This window comes from Massilia forsythiae, from assembly GCF_012849555.1.
GTDB classification, from domain to species: domain Bacteria; phylum Pseudomonadota; class Gammaproteobacteria; order Burkholderiales; family Burkholderiaceae_D; genus Telluria; species Telluria forsythiae.
The window spans coordinates 6,163,436-6,188,487 of the sequence record NZ_CP051685.1; the positions used below are offsets into that span (position 1 = coordinate 6,163,436).

Here is a 25,052-nt window from a genome sequence, read left to right on the forward strand (position 1 = left end):
ACGTTATAACCCTCTCGCAACCTGCGTTCGGTTCGGTGGCGCACATTGACGGTGGACTGGCCGGTTGCGGGCATCCTCACGGTGCGCCACCGCACATTGACGACACCCCCTTTACGTTAATCTTCGTTCAACCCCAGCTACCAACAGAGGACTGTCATGACAGACAAACAGCCCCATCGGCGCACGCCCATGTCGCGTCCGCTAAAAATCACCCTCAGCATCGCCGGCGTGCTGGTGGCGATTCCCTTCATCGCCATCATCATCCTGCTCACCTTCGACTGGAACCGCGCCAAGCCCTGGCTCAATGCCAAGGTGAGCGAAGCCATCGACCGGCCGTTCGCCATCGCCGGCAACCTGGCGGTGCACTGGGAGCGCCCGGCCGCCAGCATTCCGCCGGCCCAACGCACCTGGCGCGACCACATCCCATGGCCGCATCTGGTTGCGGACGACGTCCACGTCGGCAACCCGGCCGGCCTGCCGCAGCAGGACATGGCCAGCGTACACCAGTTCTCGTTCTCGCTCGATCCGTTCGCCCTGCTCGGCCACCGCATCCATATTCCCGTGCTGCGCTTCGACGGTCCGCGCGTGGACTTGCTGCGTACCGATGCGACCCACTACAACTGGGTGTTCAAGCACGAGGAAAAGGAATCGAAGTGGAAGCTCGACCTGGAGCGCCTGGTGCTGGCGCAGGGCGTGGTGCACGTGCAGGATGCGGTCACCAAGGCCGACGTCACCGCCAACGTCAACACGCTGGCCAACGACCCGACCTACGGCATCGCCTTCACGCTGGACGGCAAGTACAACGGTGCGCCGGTGGATGGCGGCGGCAAGCTGGGCAAGGTGCTGTCGCTGACCGACCAGGACACGCCCTTCCCGGTCCAGGCCGACGTGCGTTCGGGTCCGAACCGCATCGCCCTGGAAGGCACCGTGACGCGTCCGGCCAAGCTGGCGGCGATCGACCTGCGCCTGAAGCTGGCGGCTGCCAGCATGGCGCGCCTGTACGCCTTCACCGGCGTGCTGCTGCCGGAAACCCCGGCGTTCTCGACCGAAGGCCACCTGACCGGTTCGCTCGGCGACGACAGCCGCTGGGTGTATGACGACTTCAAGGGCAAGGTGGGCGAGTCCGACATCGCCGGGCGCCTGGAGTTCCAGACCGGCAAGCCGCGCAACAAGCTGACCGGCAATGTGAAGTCGCGCCAGCTGCGCTTTGCCGACCTGGGCCCGGTGGTCGGCGCCGATTCCAACGCCAGCAAGAAGGCGCGCGGCGTGGCGGCGGTGCAGCCGGCCGGCAAGGCTTTGCCGGTGGAAAAGTTCAACACCGACAAATGGAAGACGCTCGATGCCGACGTGCGCTATGCGGCCGACCGCATCGTCAAGGACAAGAACCTGCTGAACAAGCTGTCGACCCACCTGATCATGAAGAACGGCGTACTGACGCTCGACCCGCTCAACTTCGGCCTGGCCGGCGGCACCGTCAATTCCACCATCAAGCTCGATGGCAGCGCCGGCGGCACCGCGCCGATCAAGGCCACCGCCGACGTCACCGCGCGCCAGATCAAGGTCAAGCAATTGTTCCCGCAAGTCGAAAAGATCCAGCAAGCCACTGCCGGCGACATCTACGGCCAGGCCAAATTGACCGCCACCGGCGATTCGGTGGGCGCCATGATGGCCAACGCCAACGGCGAGGTGAAGGGCCTGGTCAGCCAGGGCGTGGTCAGCAAGCTGTTGCTCGAGGAAGCCGGCCTGAACGTGGGCAACGTCATCATCACCAAGCTGTTCGGCGACAAGCCGGTGCAGTTGAATTGCCTGGCGGCCGACCTGGGCGTGAAGGATGGCGTGGCGCACACCCGCACCTTCGTGCTCGATACCGAGGAAGCCATCGTCGACATCAACGGTTCGGTCAACATGGCCAACGAACAGATGGACCTGCGCATCAAGCCGGAAACCAAGGGCTTGCGCCTGTTCACCCTGCGCACCCCGTTCTTCGTGCGCGGCACCTTCAAGAAGCCGGACCTGTCGCTCGACAAGAAGGTGCTGGCCCTGAAGGGCGGCGCAGCGGCGGTGCTTGCCACCGTGGCGGCGCCGGTAGCGGCATTGATCCCGCTGATCAATACCGGTCCGGGCCAGGACAGCCCGTGCAATGCGCTGCTGGCCCAGGCGCATGCCAAACCGCAGGCGCCGCCGCCGGGCAAGAGCGCCAAGCGATGAGCGCGGGTGCAAACGATTGAAGATATCGTCTTGCCAATGTTATTTGTCGTACAGAGCGCCATGACGGGAACGGGTAATCTGCACTCATCGTGGCGCTGGTCGTGAGACCGCCCATCCCGAAAAACAAACTGAATCCAGAAAAGGATACCAAAATGAAACGATTCGCTACCACCGCCACCATCTGCGCTTTCCTGGCCCTGGGCTCGCTCACCGGCTGCGCCTCCGATGGCGGCAAGCACGAAACCGTCGGCCAGTACGTCGATGACGCCGGCGTCACCGCCAACGTGAAAGCCGCCATCCTGGCGGATTCGCGTCTGAAGTCGAGCGAGATCAATGTCGAGACCTACCAGGGCACCGTCCAGCTGAGCGGCTTCGTCGGCCAGGCCGGCGACGTGGCGACCGCCGCTTCGGTGGCACGCGGCGTCAAGGGCGTGAAATCGGTCAAGAACGACCTGCGCCTGAAGTAATCGCGCAACCGTTCCGCTATAAGTAAAAACAGGCAATCCCCATCAATAAGGAGTTGATCATGAAAACCATTAAGCAAATCATCGTGACCGCATCGCTGGCAACCGTGGCCCTGGGCCTGACCGGCTGCGCCGGCATGTCGCAGCAGGACAAGAACACTGCCATCGGCGCCGGCGCCGGTGCAGTGGTCGGCGGTGTCCTGACCGGTGGCAGCGCCGTCGGTACCGTGGGTGGCGCAGCCGTGGGCGGCGTGATCGGCAACCAGGTCAAGCAGACCCACTAAGCCCTCCGGCCTCGTGAAAACGCCCCGCTCGTGCGGGGCGTTTTTTTTGTGGAAGCCTGTAGGGGACGACAGGCGGGCGCCCTGGCTCGAGGTGCATCAAACCATGGCGGAAACGAGCGTGGCCGCACCCGCTTCGCGCACGATCTCGTAGCAGGTGCAGGATGCAGCAGCCAAGCCTTCGGGATCGAGGATCTCGATGTTGCCGCGGCTGTAGTTGATCAGGCCCTGCTGCTGCAGCGCGCTGGCGGCCTTGGTCACGCCGACGCGGCGCACGCCCAGCGCATGGGCGAGGAATTCGTGGGTCAGGTGGAACTTGTCGGATTGCAGGCGGTCGCGCGTGACCAGCAGCGAACGCGCCAGGCGCGCCTCCAGGACGTGGTAGCGGCTGCAGACCGCGATCTGGATCGCCTGCGCCAGCAGGGTATCGGTATAGCGGTAGAGCACGTGCTGCAGTCCCGGACTGCGGGCGAACTCGGCGCGCAGGTGATCGGCATCGATGCGGCTGGCGATGCCGGCGCGCTGCACCACGGCGCGCACCTGCATGGTGTCGTGGCCGAGCGCCACGGTGGCGCCCAGCATGCCTTCGCGGCCGACCTGGCCGACCTCGAGCGTCATGCGCCCCTCGGCCACCGCCATCAGCGAGACCAGGCAATCGTGCGGAAAATAGATGTGCCGGATCGGGTCGCCCGGCTCGCACAGCACGGCGCCGATCTCCACCTGCACCTGGTCGAGCGCCTGCGCCATGCCGGCCAGCTCCTCGGATGGGAGCGCGGCAAGCAGCAGGTTGGCACTGTGCTCGACGGCCATCGGCGGAGCGGGAGAATTCATCGGAGCCTCACGGTTGACTTCATGGTTCCGGACCGCCGTCCATGCGGCGCCGCGCGCCATCGCCATGCGTTGCGCGCCTGCCCGATCGCGGCGTCCGGATACATCTGCAAACATCCTGGAACCAGCGTACCGGCTGCGCCCAGCCAAGTATGTACGGTGACGCACGGAACATGGTGTTGTTGACAAGGACATCGATGGCAATCACAGCCACTGACTCGCTCGATTTTTTCTTTTTTACAATGTGTGCCAGCGCACGGAATGGATGAGCAAGTCAACCGACAATAAAGTTGTGCCGCGGAAACAGCGGTTAACTTTTCCACAAGGATTCACATGAACAGCCTGGCATGGATCGGCATCATTCTCTGGGGCGTCGTGGTCACCGGATTCGGGCTGTTGAGCACTGCCGCCATGCCGCATGCCGAAAGCGGCAGCATGGCGGCGCAAGACGTGGTGCTCCTGATCGGCGGCGGCATCCTGACTTGCCTGATCGGCCTCACCGGCCTGATGGGCTACATGGGCTGGATCCCGGGCTTGCGAAAAGAACAAAAAAATATCGCCTAATGTACGGCATCGTACGGAGCGGGGCCGGCGGCGGATGGATACTAGCTCTACGGCAAACGCAAGGCCGGTTCAAACCAACGAGGACACTATCATGCTCTACACCATCGCCGTCATTCTCATCATCCTGTGGCTGCTTGGCCTGGTCACCTCCTATACCATCGGTGGCTTCATCCACATCCTGCTGGTCGTTGCCGTCATCATGATCCTGGTGCGCCTGATCAGTGGCCGAGGCATCTAGTCTGCCTGACCGTATCCGCACACCCCGCAAGTCCCAGGCGATCCGTTTCGGTGTCGCGCCCCTCTAACCGGTGGCGTGACACCGAAACGGATATTTTTTTTCTTTTTGCAAGGAGACCATCATGCACAAGACATTCATCCAATCGACGCTGTGCGCGACCGTCCTGGCCCTCGCGGCCAGCGGCTGCGCCGACATGAACGCCACCCAGCGCGGCACCGCCACCGGCGCCGGCGTCGGCGCCGGCCTGGGCGCGATTTTGGGGGCGGCCACGGGCGGTGGCGGCGGCGGGCGGACCGCGCGCGGCGCGGTGCTGGGCGCCGCCGCGGGCGCGGTGGCCGGCAACGTCTGGTCCAGGCACATGGAACAGCAGCGCCAGGCGATGGAGCAAGCCACCCGCGGCACCGGCGTGCAGGTCTCGCAGACCGCCGACAACCGCCTCAAGCTCGAGATCCCGAGCGATATCTCGTTCGATACCGGGCGCGCCGACGTCAAGCCGAACTTCCGCCCGATCCTGGACCGCTTCGCCGGCACCCTGAACGAGAACCCGGCCACCTTCGTCACCATCGTCGGCCATACCGACAGCACCGGCGGCGACCAGATCAACCAGCCGCTGTCGCTCGACCGCGCCGCCAGCGCGCGCGACTACCTGGCCGGCCGCGGCATCAACCCGAACCGGATCACCGTCGAAGGCCGCGCCGCGCGCGAACCGATCGCTTCCAACAACGATGCCGCCGGCCGCGCGCGCAACCGCCGCGTGGAAATCTACGTCAACGAACCGCAGCGCCAGGGCTGACCGGTAGACGCAGCGTTTGCCCGTCCACGCGTACCGTACCGCCGGATTCTCCGGCTGTCCCGGTGCATGTCGAACACGTGGACGGCGAAGCCGCCTCGTCGGCCACGTCTCCCCCTGCCCGAAATGGAGCTGGAGTCACTGCAGGACAGGACCGCCATTTAACATTTCTGTGAGAATCTCCTGCAATTCTTGCACTAAAGTATCAATTTCATCAGCAGATTTCGCCGCATTCCCGTGCTCATGCGTAGCTGGCGCGGCGCACCGGCAGCATTACGGGCAGGGATACCATTTCCTTCACGCGAATGCAAACCAGCCATTTGTCGCGCTCGACTTCGGCTTTTCGGTGAAAACACTATGCAGCCCTGCCATTCCGGCATGGTTCATGCCGCTCCCCATAAAAGTGCATGGTGTCATTACCTGTATGTATACCCGTTGTAATATTCACACAAAATCTCACACCGATTTGACTTTTTCTTATCAGAAATGGTCTGATGCCGGCCTCGGCCTGTCTTGACGGCCGGGTACCACAGCAAGGCCCACGCCGTTCGTCCAGAAGACGGCCGGGGTCGCATCAATAAATCGGAGAGATTTTGACTAAGCAATTCGCAGTTAAGCGCAGCGTCCTCGCTGTCGCCCTCACCCTGGCATCGCCCGCCCTCGTCTTCGCACAGGCCGAACAGCCGGTACAAAAAGTCTATGTGACCGGCTCCAACATCAAGCGCGCCGACAAGGAAGATTCGTCGCCGATTTCGGTCCTGAACGCCAAGGAAATCGCCGCCACCGGCGCCAACACCGTGGCCGAGCTGCTGCACAATATCCCGGCCTTCGGTTCGGGTACCTCGAACGACATCCAGAACGACAACGGCTTCTCGAAGGGCGTGTCGACCGCCTCGCTGCGTGGCCTGGGTACCTCCTCGACCCTGGTACTGCTGAACGGCCGCCGCATCGCCGCCTCGGCCTACGCCGACCCGAACAACGGCAAGTCCTCGGTCTACGACCTGAACAACATCCCGGTCTCGGCCATCGCCCGCGTCGAAGTGTTCAAGGACGGCGCTTCGGCCGTGTACGGTTCCGACGCGATCGCCGGCGTGGTCAACTTCATCACCAAGGACGACTACCAGGGCGCCGAGATCTCGGCCTCGACCTCGGCCAACGACGACAACGAATTCAAGCGCAACAGCGTCAGCGGCATCATCGGCTTCGGCGACCTGGAGAAGGACCGCTACAACGGCTTCATCAGCATCGACCTGGCCAAGCGCGGCCACACCGGCATCAAGGACGTCAAGGACATTGAGCAGGGCCCGCTGTCGGCCATCAACTACCGCCTGAGCGACTACGGCAGCTACGCTTCCGGCAACCCGTTCGTGTTCCGCGAGCTGAACGCCGGCCGCGCCAACTTCTCGACCAGCGCCGCCAACGGCCAGTACGTGCGCAACAGCACCGCCGGCTGCCAGGGCAACGTGATCACCGGCGGCCCGCAGTACGGCATCGGCCTGACCACCAGCTCGATGCTGACCGGCCGCCAGTTCTGCAACTTCGACATCTGGAACTACTACGAAGCGCAGAGCAAGGGCACCGACATCAACCTGCTGTCGAAGTTCACCGCCAAGCTGGGCGACAACGTCACCTCGTTCACCGAACTCGGCTTCTCGCGCATCGAACGCGAATACGTCGGTCTGCCGAAGACCCTGTCGTCGACCTCGGCCACCACCGTGTTCCGCGTCGGCGGCCTGCCGACCACCTACCAGCTGCTGCTGCCGTCGGGCCACCCGGACAACCCGTTCCCGGGCTACCGCGCAGCACCGGTATTGCGCATGGTCAACAGCGACGGCGGCGCCGAGAACACCAACAAGTCGTACCGCTTCCTGACCGGCCTGCGCGGCACCGCCGGCGCCTTCGACTGGGAAACCGGTTTCCTGTACAACCGCACCGAGCGCGACGACCTGGGCCACGGCTACCTGTACCGTCCGGTCATCGACCTGATCGCCAGCCAGAACCGCACCCTGGCCGCCACCATCGCCGATCCGAACGCCGTGCGCGACGTCGACAACACCGGCTACTCGCAAGTCATGCAGCTCGATGCCAAGGCCTCGACCACCGTCGGCAAGCTGGCCGGCGGCGACATCGGCCTGGCCTTCGGCGGCGAAGTGCGCCAGGAAAAGATCGGCCTGACCTCGGATCCGGAACTGGCCGCGGGCAACATCATCGGCCTGTCGAACTCGGTGCTGGACGGCCGCCGCGTCGTGAAATCGGCCTTCGTCGAACTGCGCACGCCGTTCACCAAGACCTTCGAGATGGACTTCGCCGGCCGCTACGACAAGTACCCGAACGCCAAGAGCTTCGTGCCGAAGGTCGGCGCCAAGTGGGAAGCGACCGACAAGATCACCTTCCGCGGCACCTATGCCGAAGGCTTCCGCGCACCGGCCCTGTCGCAGGTGTCGCCGGGCGGCGTGCAGTCGTTCAACAACGGCTTCGTCGACCCGATCCGCTGCCCGGACGGCCGCAATCCGGTTTCCGGCGCGGACTCGCTCGACTGCTCGCGCAGCGTCTCGTCGATCTCGACCCCGAACGCCAACCTGAAGAACGAAACCTCGAAGAGCTATTCGTTCGGCACCATCATCAACCCGACCCGCAACCTCGACATCCTGATCGACTACTACAAGATTCGCAAGGAAAACGAGACCGCCCTGCTGTCGGCCAGCTATGTGGCGCAGCACCCGGAACTGTATCCGGGCCTGGCGATCCGCGACAGCAACAACCTGGTCGGCACGAACGGCGCCGTGATCCCGAACTCGGGCCAGCTGCTGGCGATCAACCGCACCTTCGTCAACCAGGGCAGCACCGAGACCTCGGGCATCGACTTCGAAGTCGCGCACCGCCTGAACCTGGGCGAGATGGGCCGCCTGTCGACCCGCCTGAACTACACCTACGCGCTGACCTACAAGCGCGCCGAGCGTCCGGGCGAAGTCGAGCACAACCTGGTCGGCACCAACGGCGGCATTTCGGACTGGGCGACCTCGGTCGGCGACATCCCGCGCCACCGCTTCAACCTGATCTCGACCTGGAGCCGCGACGTGCACACGGTTAGCCTGTCGGCCGACTACGTGTCGTCGGTCTCGCTGCTGCGCCGCTACGACAATACCCGCACCTACCCGGTCCCGTTCTGCTACTACGGCAACCCGGCCAACACGCCGTCGGACGTCACCAAGGGCGGCCTGCCGGGCTACCTGGGCGTGAGCCCGAACTGCGAAGTGGATGAATGGCTGACCTTCGGCGCCGCCTATTCGTACACCGGCTTCAAGAACTGGACCCTGTCGGCCAACATCAAGAATCTGTTCGACACCAAGGCGCCGTACGATCCGCGCGAAACCAACCTGGGCTTCAACAGCCAGTTGCACAACGGCATGGGCCGCTACTTCCGCCTGAGCGCGTCGTACAAGTTCAAGTAATCCCCGCCTGAACTGCCGGCCTTGGCCGGACCGAGCCGCCCCGCGCAAGCCGGGCGGCTTTTTTCATGGCCGTGCGCGCCGGCGGCGAGAAAAGCTTGACGCTCAACGCGTTTGCCGGATGCCATGTACCATGCGTCCATTCGCGACGAGCGCATCATTATCGAGGAGAACGACATGAAACATCCCCTGGCGCTTCTGGCCATGCTCGCCTGCGGCGGCGCGGCCACCCTGCCCGCGCTGGCCCAGGACCTCAAACCGGGCCTGTGGGAAATGTCCAGCACCATCAGCTCGGCCGATCCGCAGGTGCAATCGGCGCTGGCCGCCGTCCAGCAGCACCTGGCCAGCATGTCGCCCGAACAGCGCGGCGGCCTGGAACGGATGATGCGGCAGAACGGCGTGCAGGCCGACCTGGGCCAGAACGGCAACCTGCGCACCAGGGTGTGCATGACACGCGAAATGATCGAGCGCAAGGAGTTTCCGGTGCAGCAAGGCGACTGCCGCCAGACCTACACCCGCCTGGCCGCCGACAAGGGCCGCATCGCCTTCACCTGCAGCAAGCCGCGCATCAGCGGCGCCGGCGAGATCACCATGGCGAGCGACACCAGCTACCAGGCCCACGTGCACGTCGACAGCCAGGAGAGCGGCAAGCAGTCGCTGGACACCGACGTCAGCGGCCGCTGGCTGGCCGCCGACTGCGGCAGCCTCCGCCCGGCGCCGTTGCCGAAGACGAAATAAGACGGTCCCGGTATTCGGGGTTAGATTCGGGGTCAGAGCACTTTCGGGCACCAGCCATGCCGCCGTGTGCAGCAATTGCACGGTAGACCATCGAAATGTCTTCGAGGCTATTGCCAGAAATTGTGCTCTGACCCCGAATTGTCGCGTTGCCGGCCCCGAAGGGTCGCTGTCGTCCGGCGCTGCCCCGCTGTCGCGCTGTCCCATCCTTCATCCTGCTCAGTACGTTGCCGTACAGTCCGGTCCAGGCGGCCCGGATAGACTCGGTCTTTGAGCAATCTTCCGGCTTTCCCGTTTTCTATTGATGCTTGCCATACTCGAATATATCGATCCGCACAGCGACCGTATCGACCTGCTGGTCGATACGGTCGACAAGCTGCGTCCCCGCAATCCGCGCGACTATGCCTATGCCGGCGAACAGGTGCGCACGCTGTGCCAACTGCTGAAGGGCAATCCCGAGCAAGCCTGGGCGCTGCGCAGCTACCTGACCACGCTGCTGCAGACGCGCCGTCACACCAGCCTGTATTCCGACGTCGGCATCCTGTCCAACGACGGCTTCTTCACCGAACTCAGGCGGCGCATCGCCTACCGCATCCTGCCGCCGGCGCTGGATGAGCTGTACCTGTCCGACACGCTCGACCGCGTGCTGTGCCGCGAAGACGATTACCGGTGGCTGCGCATGGTGCCCAACGGCGACTGGCTCGACCTGTTCGACGTGATCGCCGCCGCCAGGCCGCCGCAAGCGGATCTGCAAGACCACGCCACCGACCGCGCGCGCCAGGTGACGCTGACCGGCGTGCTGGACGCGATCCGCACGCTGTCGTGCCGCGTGTGCGCGCAAGGCCTGGAACCGCGCCTGATCCACGCCCACATGGAAATCGAGGAAGTCGATTCGCCGTTCCTGATGCAGAACATCGAGGCCAACCGCTACCTCGACGAATACGCGCGCCTGATGGCCGGCGAGATCGCGCAGATGGAAGATGCGCGCCATTTGCTGGTGATGCTCGACCAGTGCGAGGACGTGGTGCTCAAGATCCGCCGCGGCGCCCTGTCCTCGGGCACCACGGTGGCGCTGACCTACCTGCTGGTGGCGATCACGCAAAGCATCGACCGCTTGCGCAAGCTGCTGTTCCTGGTCGACGTCAGCGGCAACCTGCCGGCTGCGCCGACGCTCGACCTGCATGCGCTGGCGCGCGAAGCGGCGCTGCTGCCCAAGGCGACCGCGCAGCAGAACGCGGCGCTGGCGCAGGCGGCCGTCACGGCATCCGATGAACCGGCCTCGATGCGGCGCATCGCCGCGGTGTCGCTGGCGCACGAGCTGGCCGAAGCCCACAACACCAAGTACCAGATACGCGGCCTGATGCGCGACAACGTCGACCTGCTGGCGCGCAATGTCACCGAAAACGCCAGCCGCACCGGCGAGCACTATATCGCCGAGCGGCGCGCGGACCTGCGCGGCATGCTCGGCTCGTCGGCCGGCGCCGGCCTGGTCATCGGCTGCATGGCGATCATCAAGATCCTGATCTCCTACATGCACAAGGCGCCGCTGATCGAGGCGCTGCTGTACAGCGTCAACTACGCCTTCGGCTTCATGCTGGTGCATGTGCTGCACTTCACCATCGCCACCAAGCAGCCGGCCATGACCGCGGCGCGCATCGCCGCCGCGCTGCACAGCAGCCAGCAGGGCGGACGGCGGCAAGTCGACGTCGACAGCATGGCGACCCTTGTGAACAAGGTCTTCCGTACCCAGATCGTGGCTGTGCTCGGCAACCTGGCGACCGTGATTCCGATGGCCTATCTGCTGGCGCTCGGTTACTGGTATTTGTTCGGCCAGCACCTGGTGACGCCGGAAAAGGCGCACCACCTGATCGCCGACAGCCATCCCTGGCACTCGCTGGCGCTGCTGCACGCCGCGATCGCCGCGGTCTGGCTGTTCGTGTCGGGCCTGGTATCCGGCTACTACGACAACAAGGCGCTGTACACGCGCATGGCGCTGCGGGTGCAGCAGCTGCGCTGGCTGCGCCGCCTGCTGGGGCAGGAACGCCTGCAGCGCTTCGGGCGCTATCTGGAACACAACCTGGGCGGCTTGATGGGCAATGCAGTGTTCGGCATCCTGATGGGCGTGACCGGCACGGTCGGCTACCTGCTGGGCCTGCCGCTCGACGTACGCCACGTGACGTTTTCGTCGGCCAACCTGGCGATCGGCTTCGTCGGCCTGGACCAGCGCATCGACCTGGAGACGCTCGGCTATACGGTGCTGGGCATCGCCCTGATCGGCCTGGTCAACCTGACGGTCAGCTTCAGCCTGGCGCTGTGGGTGGCGCTGCGCGCACGCAAGGTGCGCTTCCGCCACGGCATCCGCCTGCTGCGCGCACTGGGCGCGCGCCTGCGCAGCGCGCCGCTGGATTTCTTCGTCGGCCCACGGGATGCGGATGACGCCCTGCCCGAGCCGGCCAACCCGAGAGGATACAAATAACCATGCCGTTCCCCGACTTCCCGCGTTCCGGCGTCGCTGCCGCCCACCCGCGCAGGCAAGCGCGCTTGCCTGCACCCCCGCGCGCCTCGCTGGCGGCGCTGGCCATGCTGTGCGCGCTCGCCGCCTGCAAGTCCTTGCCGGAAGTCGACCCGGGGACGCCGGCCAAGGCCGCGCCCACCATCGAGACCCCGCGCGGGCAGCTGCCGCCGAAGCAGGCCTCGGCCCTGGTGGCCAGGCGCTGGGCCAACGCCAGCACCGACCTGAAGTCGCTGGCGGCGCTGGAAGAACAGGCCACCGGCATCCCGCTGATCGCCGGCAACCGCGTGTCGCTGCTGTTCGACGGCCCCGCCACCATGCGCGAGATGATGGCGGCGGCGCGCGCCGCCACCAGTTCGATCAACCTGGAAACCTATATCTTCGACCAGGATCCGGTCGGCATCGAGTTCGCCGACCTCTTGATCGAGAAGCAGCGCCAGGGCGTGCAGGTTAACCTGATGGTCGACGCGGTCGGCGCGCTGGCCACGCCGGGCGCCTTTTTCCAGCGCATGCGCGACGCCGGCATCCGCGTGGTGGTGTTCAATCCGGTCAACCCGGCCAAGGCCAAGGGCAACTGGGACCTCAACAACCGCGACCACCGCAAGCTGATGGTGGTCGACGGCCGCATCGCCTTTACCGGCGGCATCAACATCAGCAGCACCTACGCCAACAGCTCGCTGTTCCGCTCCAAGCACAAGCAGGCCAAGGTGGCGGAAGACGAGGTCGGCTGGCGCGACACCCACATCAAGATCGAAGGCCCGGCGGTGGCCGCGCTGCAGTACTCGTTCGTGGAACTGTGGACGCGCCAGGAAGGCGGCGAACTCAACAAGGCCGACTACTTCCCCGCGCTGGCGCCGGCGGGCGACAAGCTGATGCGGGTGCTGTCGACCGAGCCGGCGTCCGACTACGCCATCTACAAATCGCTGCTGGTGGCGATCGGCGAATCGAAGAAGTCGATCCACATCACCGCCGCCTACTTCGTGCCGGACCAGCAGACCGTCGATGCCCTGGTGGCGGCGGCCCAGCGCGGCGTGGACGTCAAGCTGGTGCTGCCGGGCGTGTCCGACCACGGCATGATCCGCTATGCCGGCCAGGCGTTCTACGACAAGCTGCTCAAGGGCGGCGTCAAGATCCACGAACTACAGATCGCGGTGCTGCATGCCAAGACCGCAGTGATCGACGGCGCCTGGTCGACCATCGGCTCGGCCAACATCGACCGCCGCAGCTTCATCCACAACTACGAGCTGAACGTGGTGGTGGTCGACCCGGCCTTCGGGCGCGACATGGAAAGCGCCTTCAACGAGGATTTGAAGGATTCCAGGGAGGTGACGCTGGAACAGTGGCGCCACCGGCCGTGGGGCGACCGCATCCGTGAATGGGCGTCGAGCCTGGCGGGATACTGGATTTGAGCGTCAAATCCCGGCCGCCAGCATACCGTCCACCGCCTCGGACCAGATGTTCCCGCTGCGCAGGAATTTTTCCGTGTTCAGCAGCTGGAACTTGCCGTGCACCGTGTCCCAGCCATAGCGGTCGACCTCGATGCGCTGGTTCTCGATGCGGAGTACGTTGAACGAATTGACCTCGCCGCGCCCGCGCGTCGAGGTCGCGGTGCCGGCCTGCACCACCAGCGCCGCGTATTCGCTGATCTTGTAGCGTGCCGAGGTGTTGGCCGCGTGGCTGACGTGCATGTGGCCCGCCATCAGCAGGTCGACGCCGACTTCCGAGAACGCCTGCATCGCCATGCCGGCGCGGTCGACCAGGTCGTCGTCTTCCGATCCCGGCGGCAGGTCGAACGGGTGGTGGGTCACCACCACGCGCGTGATCTTCGGGTCCAGCCCGGCCAGCGTGGTACGGATCTTTTCCACCTGCTCCTTGTTCAGGCGCCCATCCTTGACGGTCAGCGAGCGCGCCGTGTTCACGCCCAGCACCGCGATCTCGTCGTCGATATACACCGGATCGAGGTCGTCGGTGATGTAGCGCTTGTAGCGTTCCAGCGGCAGCACGAAGCGGCGGAACACGTTGTACAGCGAGATGTCGTGGTTCCCCGGCACCACGATCTGCGGTCCCGGCAGGGTGTCGAGCCAGGCGCGCGCCTCCTCGAACTGTTCGCTCTTGGCGCGCTGGGTCAGGTCGCCCGAGACCACCACCACGTCCGGCGCGAGTTCGTGGATCAGGTTGCGCAAGGGGTCCAGCAGCGCCGGATCGACGCGGCCGAAATGCAGGTCTGAGAGGTGGACGAGTGTTCGCATGATGTTTCCGTTTCCATTGTTGTGGTGATAGGGTCGGCGCGGCGTCAGGGCGCGCCGCGGCGCGGCACCATGACTTCCAGCGCGCCGGGACGGCTGCGGTAGCGCAGCGGCGGCGCCATGATCGTCACCTCGCCGTCGGTCGCCACGTGCAGGCGCGCGCGGTGCGTGTCGATCTCGAAGGCGGCGGCATGCAGCACGTCGACATCGCGCGATCCGCCCAGGCGGCCGCGCAGCGCATCCAGCGCCAGGCGCAGCAGGCCGAGCCGGGTCGGGCGCTGCGCCACGTACAGGCTCAGCAGGCCGGCGTCGAGGCGCTCGCGCGCCCCGATCGCCAGGCCTTGCATCGTGTAGGCATTATTACCGATGAACACGAATGGGGAGCGCCGCGCAAGGCGCGCGCCGTCCACCTCCAGGCGCATCGACAGGAACGGGTAGCGGCGCAGCGCCGCCAGCGTGGCCCACAGCGCCGCCGGCCACTTGCCGCGCCCCAGGCGGCGCTGCTGCTTTTCGCGGTCGCGCACGATGTCCGGATACAGTCCCAGGCTGGAATTGTTGAGGAACACGCGGCCGTTGACCTCGCCCACGTCGACACGCGCCGGCTCGCCCGTGGCCAGGGTGCGGATCGCGCCTTCCAGGTCGAGCGGGATGCCGAGGTCCTTGGCGAAATGATTCAGGGTACCCAGCGGCAGCACGCCGAAGCGGATGCCGGACGGCGTATCGTCGGCCAGCAGCTGCGAGGCGACCGCATTGATGCTGCCGTCGCCGCCGCCGGCCACCACCAGGCGCGCCCCGTCCTGGCAGGCGCGCCGCGCCGCCGCCACCAGCTCGGCGCCGCCGGCCGCCATGGTCACCTCGGCGTCGAGCCCGGCCGCCTGCAGCAGGGCGCGCAACTCCACCGCGCCCGCCTCGTCGTGGCCGCTGCCGGCGCCGGCGTTGACGATCACGCTGACCGGCTTGCATCCCGGCGCGCAATGGGGACTGGCCGCGAAATTCATGGCGCGCTCCTTTCGCCATGGCGCGGGCGGCTCCAGGACGGCTTGCCGCGCGCCAGGCGCCGGCGGTGCAGCGCCGATACCGCCGTGATGCACACCGCCAGCCAGGCGCAGCTCTCGAGCGTGGCGGCCAGCACGTCGGACAGGTAGTGCGCGCCCAAGACCATGCGCGACAGCGCCACCAGCGCCACCATGCCCGCCGCCGCCACCGCCACCCGCCGTCGCCACGAGGTGGCGCCGCGCAGCAGGTAGCAGGCCAGCAGGCCGTAGAACACGGTGGCGGCCGCCGTGTGCCCGCTCGGGAAGCTGTAGGTCGCCAGGCTTACCAGCGGCTCGTCGAAGCTGGGACGGGCGCGCTGGAACACGTTCTTCAGCGCCACGTTGAGCAGCATGCCGCCCGGTACCGCGATCAGGCAGACGATCAGCCAGTAACGGGCGCGGCGGCGCCACAGCCACAGCGCCAGCAGCGCCCCCATGATGCCGGAGCCGACGATGCCGTTCCAGTGCGTGATGAAGAACATGACCCTTGTAAAGCCGGGCGTGGCGCGCATGTGGAACCAGTGCGCCAGCTGCACGTCGAGCACGGTGATGGTATCGCCATCGACGACATCTTCGGCGAGTTCGCCGAAGGCCAGCGCCGCGAACAGGATCAGGGCCAGGCCGACGGTGAGATAGAGGCCGAATTCGCCCTCGGGCGAGAGCCGCGCCGCGACGAAACGGCGCCAGCGGGCCGGCAACGGGTCGGGTTCAAGAGTGCGTTCATCAACGTTTTCACTGGCTTGCGGCGGCTTGTCCATCGATTTTTTTCGTGACCTTGTCAAAAAACAACAATTTCTATGCAGACTGGTTTTTTATACAGTACCTGTTTTTTTATACAGTACTTATGATATTCTTTAAGCACTCGACCAACACTACTCGAAAAGGGATCGTCATGACCACTCTGAACAGCTCCTTCGGCTTGCAACACGTTCCAACCGCTTTCATGATGCGCTTCGGCCGCCGCGAAATGCTGGTAACGCGCGACTTCCGCAAGCGCTTCTACGCGGTCAATCCGATCATCGAGTGCGATACCGGCGTCGAGCCGGGCCATGTCGAAGTGTTGCTGCTGCGCCGCTGGCTGCTGATCCTGTCGAAAGCCCATTGATCCTTTTTCACGATCCATAAAGCGCATAAGGATCATCGTTTATATTCGTTTTCTTTCGTTGGGCAGGCCCCTACCCTATGGGTTCCTGCCCCGGACGCACGATCCGGGCTTCGCCCCTGTCCGAAAGAAAACGATGTCCAAGAAAAAAATCGCTTCCGCCCTCGCTGCCCTACTCCTGTTGGCCCAACCGGCCGCCTTCGCCGCCGACATCACCCTGCTCAACGTCTCCTACGACCCGACCCGCGAGCTGTACCAGGATTTCAACCAGGCCTTCGCACGCCAGTGGAAAGCCAAGACCGGCGATAACGTCACCGTCAAGCAATCGCACGGCGGCTCCGGCAAGCAGGCGCGTTCGGTGATCGACGGCCTGTCGGCCGACGTGGTCACGCTGGCGCTGGCCTACGACATCGACGCCATCGCCGAGCGCGGCCTGATCGCCCGTAACTGGCAGCAGCGCCTGGCCGACCGCAGCACGCCGTACGCATCGACCATCGTGTTCCTGGTACGCAAGGGCAACCCGAAGCAGATCCGCGACTGGGCCGACCTGGTCAAGCCGGGCGTGTCCGTGATCACGCCGAACCCGAAGACTTCCGGCGGCGCACGCTGGAACCACCTGGCGGCCTGGGGCTATGCGCTGCGCCAGCCGGGCGGCACCGAAGCCTCGGCGCGCGACTACCTCGCCAAGCTGTACAAGAACGTGCCGGTGCTCGATTCCGGCGCGCGCGGCGCCACCACCACCTTCGTCGAGCGCGGTATCGGCGACGTGCTGATCGCCTGGGAAAACGAAGCCCTGCTGGCAGTGAAGGAACTCGGCCCGGACAAGTTCGAAGTGGTGGCGCCGTCGGTCAGCATCCTGGCCGAGCCGCCGGTATCGGTGGTGGACAAGGTGGTCGACAAGCGCGGCACCCGCGCCGTGGCCGAAGCCTACCTGCAATACCTGTACAGCGCCGAAGGCCAGAAGATCGCCGCCAAGCATTACTACCGCCCGGTGGTGCAGCCTTACGCCAAGCAATACGCCGCGCAGTTCCCGGCGGTCAAGCTGTTCACCATCGACGAGGTGGCCGGCGGCTGGACCAAGGCGCAGAAGGCGCACTTCGCGGACGGCGGCCTGTTCGATCAAATCTATCAGCCAGGCAAGAAATAATCCTTTTTGTCTCTCCCGAAACGTCCGGCCTCATCGGCCAGGCGTTTTTTTTCGTTCTTGAAAAACATACTGTTTACACCATATTGTAAAAAATGACTTGAAATCCGGGATCGGGATACGATTGTCTTATTCATCAGCCTGACGTCCCGGATGTGCTCACGCATGCCGCGACGCCAGTCGTACGCCAATCCAATGCGAAGGAGCAAGTCATGGCAGTGCAATTACGCAAGATCGATGAACAAGTGATGGTCATTACCGGCGCCACCAGCGGCATCGGCCTGACCACGGCGCGCATGGCCGCCGAGCAGGGCGCCAGGCTGGTGCTCGCCGCCCGCGGCGCGGACGCCCTCGACCAGCTGGCGAGCGAACTGCGCCGCCAGGGCACGCAAGTGGTCACCGTGACCGCCGACGTCGGCGACCCCAAGGACGTGGAGCGCATCGGCAAGGAAGCGATGGAACGCTTAGGCCGCATCGATACCTGGGTCAACAATGCCGGCATCTCCATCTTCGGCCGCTACGAAGACACCCCGGTGGAAGACATGCAGCGCCTGTTCCAGACCAACTACTGGGGCGTGGTGCACGGCTCGCTGGAAGCGGTCAAGCACATGAAGCTGCACGGCGGCGGCGCCATCGTCAACCTCGGCAGCGAATTGTCGGAACGCTCGGTGCCGCTGCAGGGCATGTATTCGGCTTCCAAGCACGCGGTGAAAGCCTTCACCGAATCGCTGCGCATGGAACTGGAAAAGGACAAGGCGCCGATCTCGGTCACGCTGATCAAGCCGGCCGCGATCGATACCATGTTCACCGTGCACGCCAAGAACTACATGGACAAGGAACCGGCCCTGCCGGCGCCGATCTACGCGCCGGAACTGGTGGCCAAGACCATCCTGTACGCCGCCCAGCACCAGAAGCGCGACATCTTCGTCGGCGGCGCCGCCAAGGCGGCCTCGGCGGCCGGCTTCGCCATGCCGCGCATCCTCGACAAGTTCATGGAAAAGTCGATGTTCGAGCAGCAGCAATCGCCGATCCCGGCTACGCCCGACCGCAGCGACGCCCTGTACGCGCCGGATGCGCAGAGCGAACTGCGCCAGCGCCACGGCGTGCCGCAGAAGGTGATCGAGAACTGTGCCTACACCGAGGCGGCAATGCGTTCGCACAAGATCGTGCCGGCCCTGATCGGCGTGGGCGCCCTGTTCGCGGTCTGGAAACTGGCGCGCCGCCCGTCCCTGCGCAACGCCTTCTGATAAAGGAACAAGCATGTCCATCAAGCTCAAGAAACTCGACGAACAAGTGGTCGTGATCACCGGTGCCACCAGCGGCATCGGCCTGGCGACGGCCCGCATGGCGGCCGAAAAAGGCGCGAAACTGGTGCTGGCGGCGCGCGACGGCGATGCCCTCGATACCCTGGCGCACGAGATGCGCCAGCGCGGCGTGGAAGCGGTAACGGTGGCCGCCGACGTCGGCGAACAGGCCGACGTCAAGCGCATCGGCGACAAGGCGATCGAACGCTTCGGCCGTGTCGACACCTGGATCAACAATGCCGGTTCCAGCGTGTACGGCACCAACGAGCAGGTGGCGCTGGAAGACATGCAGCGCGTGATGCAGACCAATCTCTGGGGCGTGGTGCAGGGTTCGCTGGAAGCGGTGAAGCTGCTCAGGGCGCACGGCGGCGGCGCCATCATCAACCTCGGCAGCGAAGTGTCGGACCGCTCGGTGCCGCTGCAGGGCACCTACGCAGCGTCCAAGCACGCGATCAAGGCATTCACCGAATCGCTGCGCATGGAGCTGGAAAAGGACGAGGCGCCGATTTCGCTCACGCTGATCAAGCCGGCCGCGATCGCCACGCCCTTCCCCAGGCACGCCAAGAACTACATGGACAAGGAGCCGACGCTGCCGCAGCCGATCTATGCGCCGGAGCTGGCTGCAGAGACCATCCTGTACGCCGCGGAGCATCCGCAGCGCGACCTGTTCGTGGGCGGGCAAGCCAAGTTCATGTCGATCGTCTCGCAATTGCTGCCGCGCTCCACCGACCGCCTGATGCGCGCCGTCTTCTTCGGCGCACAAAAAGCCGACCAGCCTACATCGCCGGCACGGCGCGACGCCCTGCACAGCCCGGACGCGCGCCACGCACTGCGCCAGCGCGCCAGCATTGCGCACCGGGTGGTCGAGCACAGCGCCTACCTCACCGCCGTCAAGAATCCGGCGGCCACCAAGACCGTGCTGGCGGGCGGCGTGCTGCTGGCAGCGTGGGCGCTGACGCGGCGTCCGCAGCGCTCATGACTCCAGTGGTTACCGCGCATTCGTAGGGTGGCCGGGTTTCCCGTCCACGCGTTCAAATAACGCATGCATCCGTTGAACGCGTGGACGGCGGAGCCGCCTTGCCGGCCGCGCCCACCCTACAATTGACACGCAGCCAGCAATGAGAAACAAAAAGCCGGGCAGCGCAAGCTGTCCGGCTTTTGTCGTTCGTTGCGGCACCGACGGCGCCGCTTGCGCATTCTTACTTGCCCGGTGCCGGTCCGCGCGGCGGTTGGCTGCCGAGGAAATCGACGTCCTCATCGGTCAGCGGCAGGTCGGGAATCGATTCGATGCGGTCGGTGTCGATATCGGCGCCATCGCGCGCCAGGATGTCGCGGCCGGCCGCGGCGCGCTCGCCGGTGCCGCCGAAATCGCTGTCGCCTTCAAAAGACGGATCGCCCAGGTCGGCGCCGGCGCTGTCGTGGGCATAGCCTGCCTCGTTGTCCGAGGTGGTGCCGGTATCCAGGTGCAGCACCTGGTCGTCGTCCAGGTTGGCCGCGAAGCCCGGGCCGCCGACGACATCGCTGCCGCTGTCGGAAATGTCGCTCGGGCCGAGGGCATCGACGCCATGGCCTTTGCCGAGGCTACGGTCGGGTGCTTCCGGGAAGTTGTCCGGATCAAGTGTACTCGTGCCAGTCATAAAATCTCCAATCGATACTGTGAATAAGCTGCATAACGTGGTGACAGGCTACCCGGTTTTGCGTTTTCGCGTCGCCACGCTAAGGGTGCTCAAAACGAATGGCGCATGCCGACGTTGACGGCCGAACTGCCGCCGGCGCGGGTGCCGCTGAGCAGCAGGCCCGCGCTGCTGGTGGTGACCGTATGCGACAACGCCGCATAGAAATCGGTCTTGCGCGACACCACGTAGCTGGCGCCGACGGCGACCTGGTTGGCGTCGCGGTTGGCCAGGTCGCGGTCGTTCTTGTGGACCATCGAGGCCAGGAAGGTGGTCGAGCGCGTCATCGGCACCGCCACGCCCACCAGCGTGTCGCGGCTGTCGGTAGACGAGGTGCCGGCCATGCCTGCGCCGTACGGATTGTCGGGGTTGTACAGCGGCGAGTTGCCCCAGCCGCGGTTGGCCGCGTAGGCCGCGTACGCCGTGCCCCAGCGCGTGTGCAGGTTGGCGGCGAGGATCGAGTTCTTGGCGTCCATGTTGCTGTCGGCGAAATAGTTCAGCCGGGTCTGGGCGACGTGGCGATTCTGGTGCGCGGCGCGCAGCGACAGCATGCCGAAGTCGGCGCCGACCGTCATGCCCCAGGCGCGGTTGGCCAGACCGTTGCCACCCGGCGAATCGACGGTCCAGGAACCGCCGGTCGAAATGTTGTCCATCTGCGTGCTGTAGTAGCGTACGCTGTCGCTGGCGAGCTTGCCGTTGGCGTCGACCAGCTCGCGGCCCTTGGCCGCCGCGACGCCATGCGCGGGGTCGGCCACGTCGGCGCGCGCGACATATTCGAAATCGTACTGGCTGCCCAGGATGAAAGGCGCCGATGCGCTGCCCGCATTCTGGCCGCCGAGGTGGTCGGCGGTCCGGTGCGGCGGCGCCTGCCGGCTGCCCGGCCCCTGGCGCACCGCGCCGTACTGGCCGGCGTCGTGCTGTTCGGGAATGCCGGTGAAGACCGCGATGTCGTGACTGCCTGCGGGCGCAGCAGCAGGCAGGTGCCTGGCCGCCGGCATGGCGGCGGTGTCGTCGCCTGTGCAATCGGCACAGGCCGATGCCGGCCCGGCGACAGCCGTTTCCTGCTGTGCGCACGCCAGCGTGGCCCAGCTCCCCAACACGATACTTGCAACGATCAGCTTGTTCATGGCGCAATCCTCTCTACGCCTCTACGTTACCTTCACTATAACGGACCCTTCTGTCCAATATCGTACGGACAAGCTACCCGATCGTCCCGTGTTTTTGTCGGCCCATTCCGACACGCATCGATTGCAACGCATGGACCGCACTTGTTTCTGGATTTTCGACGGGGAATCGCATAGAGTCTCGATGTACCTAAACTACAGGATAATGAGAATGAAGAGACAGCTTGGACGTACCCTGACTACAATGCTGCTTGCGGCCTGCGCCGCCCTGCCCGCCCTGTCGATTGCAGCCGCCTCCAGCGTGCCTGCGACGCCGACCGTGCCGATGGCCCATGTCGACTGGTCGCGCAATGCCAACATCTACGAAGTCAACATCCGTCAGTTCACGAAGGAAGGCAGCTTCAACGCCTTCGCCAAGCATCTGCCACGCTTGAAGAAGATGGGCGTCGATATCCTGTGGCTGATGCCGGTGCAGCCGATCGGCGTGAAGAACCGCAAGGGCACGCTGGGCAGCTATTACGCGGTGCGCGACTATACCGCCGTGAACCCGGAGTTCGGCACCATGGACGACCTGCGCAGCCTGGTGAAGCAGGCGCATGCCCTGGGCATGCACGTGATCATCGACTTGGTCGCCAACCACACCGCGTTCGACAATCCCTGGACCGTCAAGCACAAGGACTGGTACCTGAAGAACGACAAGGGCGAGATCTACCCGGTCACGTATACCGATGGCGCCGAACCGGAATACTGGACCGACGTCACCGGCCTGGACTGGAACAACAAGGCGCTGTGGCAGGGCATGACGGACGCGATGCTGTTCTGGGTGCGCGAAGCCGACATCGACGGCTTCCGCTGCGACGTCGCCGGCAAGGTGCCGACCCCGTTCTGGAACGGGGCGCGCGCCGCGCTCGACCGCGTGAAGCCGGTGTTCATGCTGGCCGAGGCCGACAAGCCGGAGCTGCACGAACACGCGTTCGACATGACCTACGGATGGGACACCAAGGACCTGTTCAAGGACATCGCCAAGGGCAAGGCCGATGCACGCACGCTCAAGGCCTTTCTCGCCAATCCGCCCAAGGCATTCCCGCCGGGCGCCTACCGCATGCGCTTCACCAGCAACCACGACGAGAATTCCTGGGCCGGCAGCGACGTCGAACTGTACGGCCCGGCCTTCAAGGCGATGGCGGTGCTGGCGGCGACGCTGCCCGGCATGCCGCTGGTCTACGGCGGCCAGGAATCCGTGCTCGACAAGCGCATCCAGTTCTTCGAAAAGGACCCGGTCGACTGGAAGAACTATGCCCTCGCCCCCTTCTATACCGACCTGCTGGCCCTCAAGCACGCCAACCCGGCGCTGTGGAACGGCCAGTACGGCGGCGACGCGCAGGTGCTGGACACCGGCAACGACAAGGTGTTCGCCTTCCGCCGCGAGCGCGACGGCAACACGGTGCAGGTGACGGTGAACCTGTCGAACGCGGCGCAGGCGTACGCGCCGGCGGGCGCCGGCGCGCGCCAGCAGGCGCAGCAGAGCCTGGCGCCGTGGGATTACCGCATCGACGTCACGGAGTCCAAGCGCAGCGTGCGGCGTTGAGGCGTGATGCGCGGTACGTAGGATGGACGTTACGCATTGCCCCTAACGCCGCAACGCCGTGAACCCGGCCGGCTCCCACTCGCGCAGCGCCAGCAGCAGCCCGCTGCCGCGCCGCTTGGGCAGCGGCGACGCCAGGCTTTCCTGGTGCAGTTCGGCAAAGCGCGCTCGCACCTGCCGCAGCTCCGCCTGCATGCGCGCCAGTGCGCTTTCGGTCAGCATGGCGTGGGTGAAGGCGAGCGATTCCTCGGGCCGGTCGAAGCGGCTGTCGAGGAAATCGTCGAGTCCCTGGGTGCGGAAGAAGCGGCGGATCGGTCCGTCCGGCAGCCAGTCGAAGTCGCGCGCCACGTTCAGGCGGATGCGGTTGCCGGGCATCAGCGCGATCAGGTGCAGGCGGTCCAGGTGCAGCAGCTTGTGCAGGCACTCGGCTTCGCCCAGGCGGTACACGCCCAGCATGTCCTGCAGCGTCCAGTGGTTGAGCGCGCACACCGCGACCAGCAGCAGTTTGATGTCGGACACCAGTTCCTTTTCCTGCGCCGCGCTCAAGGTGCGCAGCCGCGTTTCCGTCGCCGCCGCCTCCTGCGCCAGTTCGGCCAGCGTGAAGCCGAGCAGGTTGCCGATCTCGACCAGGCGATCGAGGCCCAGCGTTTCCGAGGTCAGCAGGCGCTTGACGCTGGCTTCCGACAGCGACAGCGCGACCGCGACGTCGCGGTAGGTCTTGCCCTGCTGCTTGAGCTGGCGCTTGACGGTGGCGAGGAGCTGGGTGACTTCGGACATGGACCTTCGATGGCGGCGCGCTAGACCAGCGGATGGCCGTGGCGCTCGAGCTGCGCCAGCACGCGATCGCGCTCGATGAACGAACGGTGCTTGCCGAGCAGCGAGCGTTTCAGGAACGGAAAGCCGGCGTCGAGCAGTTCGATCGGCCGCACCAGGGTCGGGTCGACCACGTCCCGGGCGTCGCCGAACCAGAATGCGCCGACGTCCATCGAACGCGCGGCGACCCGCGCCAACCGGGTTTCCTGCAGCGAGATGACGACACCGGAATCGCTGAAGGCGGTAAACGGGAAGAACACGGTCGCCAGTTTCGCCATGCGCATGCGGTCGACGCCCTTGAGCAGGAAGGCATACGACTGGATGTGGTTGGTCACCTGGCTCGACGCGGTGAAGCCGGTCAGGTCCCAGGACGACTGTGCCAGCAGCTCGCGCAGGTCTGCGAAGGGGCCGTACACCGAATCGTTCATGACGAACACGTCGGCGCCCGGCGACACGCGGCTGATCCGGCTCAGCGCAAGCGCATAGGCGGAAAAATCGTAGCCCGGCACGTCCTTCCAGAACAGCGCGTCGCAGTAGCCGGCCAGCCTGGCCGGCAGCAGTTCCGGGCTCGGGCTGGCGCACACTACCAGCAGCGGCATGCCGATATCGCGCAGGCGCGACAGGGTGAATTCGTGCACGCCGCTCAGCACGCCGTCGGGGCAGTACATGAAGTAGACGGCCCATCGGTCGCGCGGTGCGAGCGGCTTGATTTCGTGCCAGCGCGGCTTGCGCTGGGCGTGGCGGAAGAACTTCTCGATGTGTTGGCGATGCTGCCAGCGCGGTACCGGGGACGGAACGAATGTCCAGTTTCGCGACAAGCCGGGGATGCTGCCAGGAGCGGTTGGATAAGACATTGAGATGTTCCAATAACTATTTATTACGCAACCATACTACAAACAATTGTTGTAGTAAAAAGTTATGTGGTCGTCCAATCACGCCCGGCGCGGTGCGCAGACCT

Annotated in this window: 23 protein-coding genes; 15 read left to right on the top strand and 8 right to left on the bottom strand. The window is 65.3% G+C overall.

Annotated features, from left to right (window positions below; genetic code table 11):
* Positions 1-156: 156 nt before the first annotated feature.
* From HH212_RS25970 to HH212_RS25980, 3 genes are all read left to right on the top strand, one after another.
* Complete coding sequence (locus tag HH212_RS25970) at positions 157-2,208, top strand: AsmA family protein (RefSeq protein ID WP_229217479.1); 2,052 nt, start codon at positions 157-159, stop codon at positions 2,206-2,208.
* Between the two features lie 152 nt (positions 2,209-2,360).
* Positions 2,361-2,675 (top strand): BON domain-containing protein, encoded by a 315-nt coding sequence (locus tag HH212_RS25975; RefSeq protein ID WP_170205089.1) that lies wholly within the window; start codon positions 2,361-2,363, stop codon positions 2,673-2,675.
* A 59-nt stretch (positions 2,676-2,734) separates the two neighbouring features.
* On the top strand, positions 2,735-2,956 hold the full coding sequence (locus tag HH212_RS25980) for a YMGG-like glycine zipper-containing protein (protein WP_170205090.1): 222 nt from the start codon (positions 2,735-2,737) through the stop codon (positions 2,954-2,956).
* A gap of 96 nt (positions 2,957-3,052) precedes the next feature.
* Here HH212_RS25980 and HH212_RS25985 read toward each other — a convergent pair whose 3' ends face one another.
* Positions 3,053-3,784, bottom strand: coding sequence for a Crp/Fnr family transcriptional regulator (locus HH212_RS25985; protein ID WP_170205091.1), 732 nt, complete (start codon positions 3,782-3,784; stop codon positions 3,053-3,055).
* Positions 3,785-4,114: 330 nt separating this feature from the next.
* Between HH212_RS25985 and HH212_RS25990 the strand changes: the two genes are divergently transcribed.
* The 7 genes from HH212_RS25990 to cls all read left to right on the top strand — a co-directional run bounded on the left by HH212_RS25990 (position 4,115) and on the right by cls (position 13,478).
* Complete coding sequence (locus HH212_RS25990; protein WP_170205092.1) at positions 4,115-4,345, top strand: hypothetical protein; 231 nt, start codon at positions 4,115-4,117, stop codon at positions 4,343-4,345.
* 91 nt (positions 4,346-4,436) lie between these two features.
* Positions 4,437-4,583: a lmo0937 family membrane protein gene (locus tag HH212_RS25995; RefSeq protein ID WP_170205093.1), complete on the top strand. Its 147-nt coding sequence runs from the start codon at positions 4,437-4,439 to the stop codon at positions 4,581-4,583.
* A gap of 121 nt (positions 4,584-4,704) precedes the next feature.
* On the top strand, positions 4,705-5,376 hold the full coding sequence (locus tag HH212_RS26000) for a YiaD family glycine zipper/OmpA-like lipoprotein (protein ID WP_170205094.1): 672 nt from the start codon (positions 4,705-4,707) through the stop codon (positions 5,374-5,376).
* A gap of 590 nt (positions 5,377-5,966) precedes the next feature.
* Positions 5,967-8,825, top strand: coding sequence for a TonB-dependent receptor domain-containing protein (locus HH212_RS26005; RefSeq protein WP_170205095.1), 2,859 nt, complete (start codon positions 5,967-5,969; stop codon positions 8,823-8,825).
* A gap of 174 nt (positions 8,826-8,999) precedes the next feature.
* Positions 9,000-9,560, top strand: coding sequence for a DUF3617 domain-containing protein (locus HH212_RS26010; RefSeq protein WP_170205096.1), 561 nt, complete (start codon positions 9,000-9,002; stop codon positions 9,558-9,560).
* Between the two features lie 301 nt (positions 9,561-9,861).
* The gene (locus HH212_RS26015) at positions 9,862-12,033 is read left to right on the top strand and encodes a site-specific recombinase (protein WP_170205097.1); all 2,172 of its coding nucleotides are present in this window, start codon (positions 9,862-9,864) and stop codon (positions 12,031-12,033) included.
* 104 nt (positions 12,034-12,137) lie between these two features.
* Entirely contained in the window at positions 12,138-13,478 is a 1,341-nt protein-coding gene (gene cls, locus HH212_RS26020; RefSeq protein ID WP_170205718.1) for a cardiolipin synthase, read from the top strand.
* Between the two features lie 3 nt (positions 13,479-13,481).
* Here the strand turns inward: cls and HH212_RS26025 are convergent, their stop codons facing one another.
* The 3 genes from HH212_RS26025 to HH212_RS26035 are packed head-to-tail and all read right to left on the bottom strand — an operon-like array spanning position 13,482 to position 16,107.
* The gene (locus HH212_RS26025) at positions 13,482-14,318 is read right to left on the bottom strand and encodes a metallophosphoesterase family protein (protein WP_170205098.1); all 837 of its coding nucleotides are present in this window, start codon (positions 14,316-14,318) and stop codon (positions 13,482-13,484) included.
* A 44-nt stretch (positions 14,319-14,362) separates the two neighbouring features.
* Positions 14,363-15,313 (bottom strand): diacylglycerol/lipid kinase family protein, encoded by a 951-nt coding sequence (locus HH212_RS26030; RefSeq protein WP_170205099.1) that lies wholly within the window; start codon positions 15,311-15,313, stop codon positions 14,363-14,365.
* Complete coding sequence (locus HH212_RS26035; protein WP_170205100.1) at positions 15,310-16,107, bottom strand: phosphatase PAP2 family protein; 798 nt, start codon at positions 16,105-16,107, stop codon at positions 15,310-15,312. The genes HH212_RS26030 and HH212_RS26035 overlap by 4 nt, the downstream gene beginning before the upstream one ends.
* A 134-nt stretch (positions 16,108-16,241) precedes the next feature.
* Here HH212_RS26035 and HH212_RS26040 point away from each other — a divergent pair, with 134 nt between their 5' ends.
* From HH212_RS26040 to HH212_RS26055, 4 genes are all read left to right on the top strand, one after another.
* Positions 16,242-16,454, top strand: a complete 213-nt coding sequence (locus HH212_RS26040) for a hypothetical protein (protein WP_170205101.1) — start codon at positions 16,242-16,244, stop codon at positions 16,452-16,454.
* Positions 16,455-16,587: 133 nt separating this feature from the next.
* Entirely contained in the window at positions 16,588-17,598 is a 1,011-nt protein-coding gene (locus tag HH212_RS26045; protein ID WP_170205102.1) for a sulfate ABC transporter substrate-binding protein, read from the top strand.
* Between the two features lie 209 nt (positions 17,599-17,807).
* The gene (locus tag HH212_RS26050; RefSeq protein ID WP_170205103.1) at positions 17,808-18,842 is read left to right on the top strand and encodes an SDR family oxidoreductase; all 1,035 of its coding nucleotides are present in this window, start codon (positions 17,808-17,810) and stop codon (positions 18,840-18,842) included.
* A 13-nt stretch (positions 18,843-18,855) separates the two neighbouring features.
* Positions 18,856-19,878 carry an SDR family oxidoreductase gene (locus HH212_RS26055; protein WP_170205104.1) on the top strand — a complete coding sequence of 341 codons (1,023 nt, stop codon included), beginning with the start codon at positions 18,856-18,858 and terminating at the stop codon, positions 19,876-19,878.
* 220 nt (positions 19,879-20,098) lie between these two features.
* Here the strand turns inward: HH212_RS26055 and HH212_RS26060 are convergent, their stop codons facing one another.
* Together HH212_RS26060 and HH212_RS26065 are read right to left on the bottom strand one after the other, a co-directional pair.
* Complete coding sequence (locus HH212_RS26060; RefSeq protein WP_170205105.1) at positions 20,099-20,536, bottom strand: hypothetical protein; 438 nt, start codon at positions 20,534-20,536, stop codon at positions 20,099-20,101.
* Between the two features lie 89 nt (positions 20,537-20,625).
* Positions 20,626-21,699 carry a porin gene (locus HH212_RS26065; protein ID WP_170205106.1) on the bottom strand — a complete coding sequence of 358 codons (1,074 nt, stop codon included), beginning with the start codon at positions 21,697-21,699 and terminating at the stop codon, positions 20,626-20,628.
* Positions 21,700-21,907: 208 nt separating this feature from the next.
* Between HH212_RS26065 and HH212_RS26070 the strand changes: the two genes are divergently transcribed.
* Positions 21,908-23,284: an alpha-amylase family glycosyl hydrolase gene (locus HH212_RS26070; protein ID WP_170205107.1), complete on the top strand. Its 1,377-nt coding sequence runs from the start codon at positions 21,908-21,910 to the stop codon at positions 23,282-23,284.
* 42 nt (positions 23,285-23,326) lie between these two features.
* Here HH212_RS26070 and HH212_RS26075 read toward each other — a convergent pair whose 3' ends face one another.
* Together HH212_RS26075 and HH212_RS26080 are read right to left on the bottom strand one after the other, a co-directional pair.
* Positions 23,327-24,058 (bottom strand): transcriptional regulator, encoded by a 732-nt coding sequence (locus tag HH212_RS26075; protein ID WP_170205108.1) that lies wholly within the window; start codon positions 24,056-24,058, stop codon positions 23,327-23,329.
* Positions 24,059-24,078: 20 nt separating this feature from the next.
* Positions 24,079-24,948, bottom strand: a complete 870-nt coding sequence (locus tag HH212_RS26080; RefSeq protein WP_170205109.1) for a hypothetical protein — start codon at positions 24,946-24,948, stop codon at positions 24,079-24,081.
* Between the last annotated feature and the right edge of the window lie 104 nt (positions 24,949-25,052).

What these genes read in the sequence shown, in the direction of transcription:
- HH212_RS25970 (WP_229217479.1), top strand. Translation starts at nt 157, where the DNA reads ATGACAGACAAACAGCCCCATCGGCGCACGCCCATGTCGCGTCCGCTA.
- HH212_RS25975 (WP_170205089.1), top strand. Translation starts at nt 2,361, where the DNA reads ATGAAACGATTCGCTACCACCGCCACCATCTGCGCTTTCCTGGCCCTG.
- HH212_RS25980 (WP_170205090.1), top strand. Translation starts at nt 2,735, where the DNA reads ATGAAAACCATTAAGCAAATCATCGTGACCGCATCGCTGGCAACCGTG.
- HH212_RS25985 (WP_170205091.1), bottom strand. Translation starts at nt 3,784, where the DNA reads ATGAATTCTCCCGCTCCGCCGATGGCCGTCGAGCACAGTGCCAACCTG.
- HH212_RS25990 (WP_170205092.1), top strand. Translation starts at nt 4,115, where the DNA reads ATGAACAGCCTGGCATGGATCGGCATCATTCTCTGGGGCGTCGTGGTC.
- HH212_RS25995 (WP_170205093.1), top strand. Translation starts at nt 4,437, where the DNA reads ATGCTCTACACCATCGCCGTCATTCTCATCATCCTGTGGCTGCTTGGC.
- HH212_RS26000 (WP_170205094.1), top strand. Translation starts at nt 4,705, where the DNA reads ATGCACAAGACATTCATCCAATCGACGCTGTGCGCGACCGTCCTGGCC.
- HH212_RS26010 (WP_170205096.1), top strand. Translation starts at nt 9,000, where the DNA reads ATGAAACATCCCCTGGCGCTTCTGGCCATGCTCGCCTGCGGCGGCGCG.
- HH212_RS26015 (WP_170205097.1), top strand. Translation starts at nt 9,862, where the DNA reads ATGCTTGCCATACTCGAATATATCGATCCGCACAGCGACCGTATCGAC.
- cls (WP_170205718.1), top strand. Translation starts at nt 12,138, where the DNA reads ATGCTGTGCGCGCTCGCCGCCTGCAAGTCCTTGCCGGAAGTCGACCCG.
- HH212_RS26025 (WP_170205098.1), bottom strand. Translation starts at nt 14,318, where the DNA reads ATGCGAACACTCGTCCACCTCTCAGACCTGCATTTCGGCCGCGTCGAT.
- HH212_RS26030 (WP_170205099.1), bottom strand. Translation starts at nt 15,313, where the DNA reads ATGAATTTCGCGGCCAGTCCCCATTGCGCGCCGGGATGCAAGCCGGTC.
- HH212_RS26035 (WP_170205100.1), bottom strand. Translation starts at nt 16,107, where the DNA reads ATGGACAAGCCGCCGCAAGCCAGTGAAAACGTTGATGAACGCACTCTT.
- HH212_RS26040 (WP_170205101.1), top strand. Translation starts at nt 16,242, where the DNA reads ATGACCACTCTGAACAGCTCCTTCGGCTTGCAACACGTTCCAACCGCT.
- HH212_RS26045 (WP_170205102.1), top strand. Translation starts at nt 16,588, where the DNA reads ATGTCCAAGAAAAAAATCGCTTCCGCCCTCGCTGCCCTACTCCTGTTG.
- HH212_RS26050 (WP_170205103.1), top strand. Translation starts at nt 17,808, where the DNA reads ATGGCAGTGCAATTACGCAAGATCGATGAACAAGTGATGGTCATTACC.
- HH212_RS26055 (WP_170205104.1), top strand. Translation starts at nt 18,856, where the DNA reads ATGTCCATCAAGCTCAAGAAACTCGACGAACAAGTGGTCGTGATCACC.
- HH212_RS26060 (WP_170205105.1), bottom strand. Translation starts at nt 20,536, where the DNA reads ATGACTGGCACGAGTACACTTGATCCGGACAACTTCCCGGAAGCACCC.
- HH212_RS26065 (WP_170205106.1), bottom strand. Translation starts at nt 21,699, where the DNA reads ATGAACAAGCTGATCGTTGCAAGTATCGTGTTGGGGAGCTGGGCCACG.
- HH212_RS26070 (WP_170205107.1), top strand. Translation starts at nt 21,908, where the DNA reads ATGAAGAGACAGCTTGGACGTACCCTGACTACAATGCTGCTTGCGGCC.
- HH212_RS26075 (WP_170205108.1), bottom strand. Translation starts at nt 24,058, where the DNA reads ATGTCCGAAGTCACCCAGCTCCTCGCCACCGTCAAGCGCCAGCTCAAG.
- HH212_RS26080 (WP_170205109.1), bottom strand. Translation starts at nt 24,948, where the DNA reads ATGTCTTATCCAACCGCTCCTGGCAGCATCCCCGGCTTGTCGCGAAAC.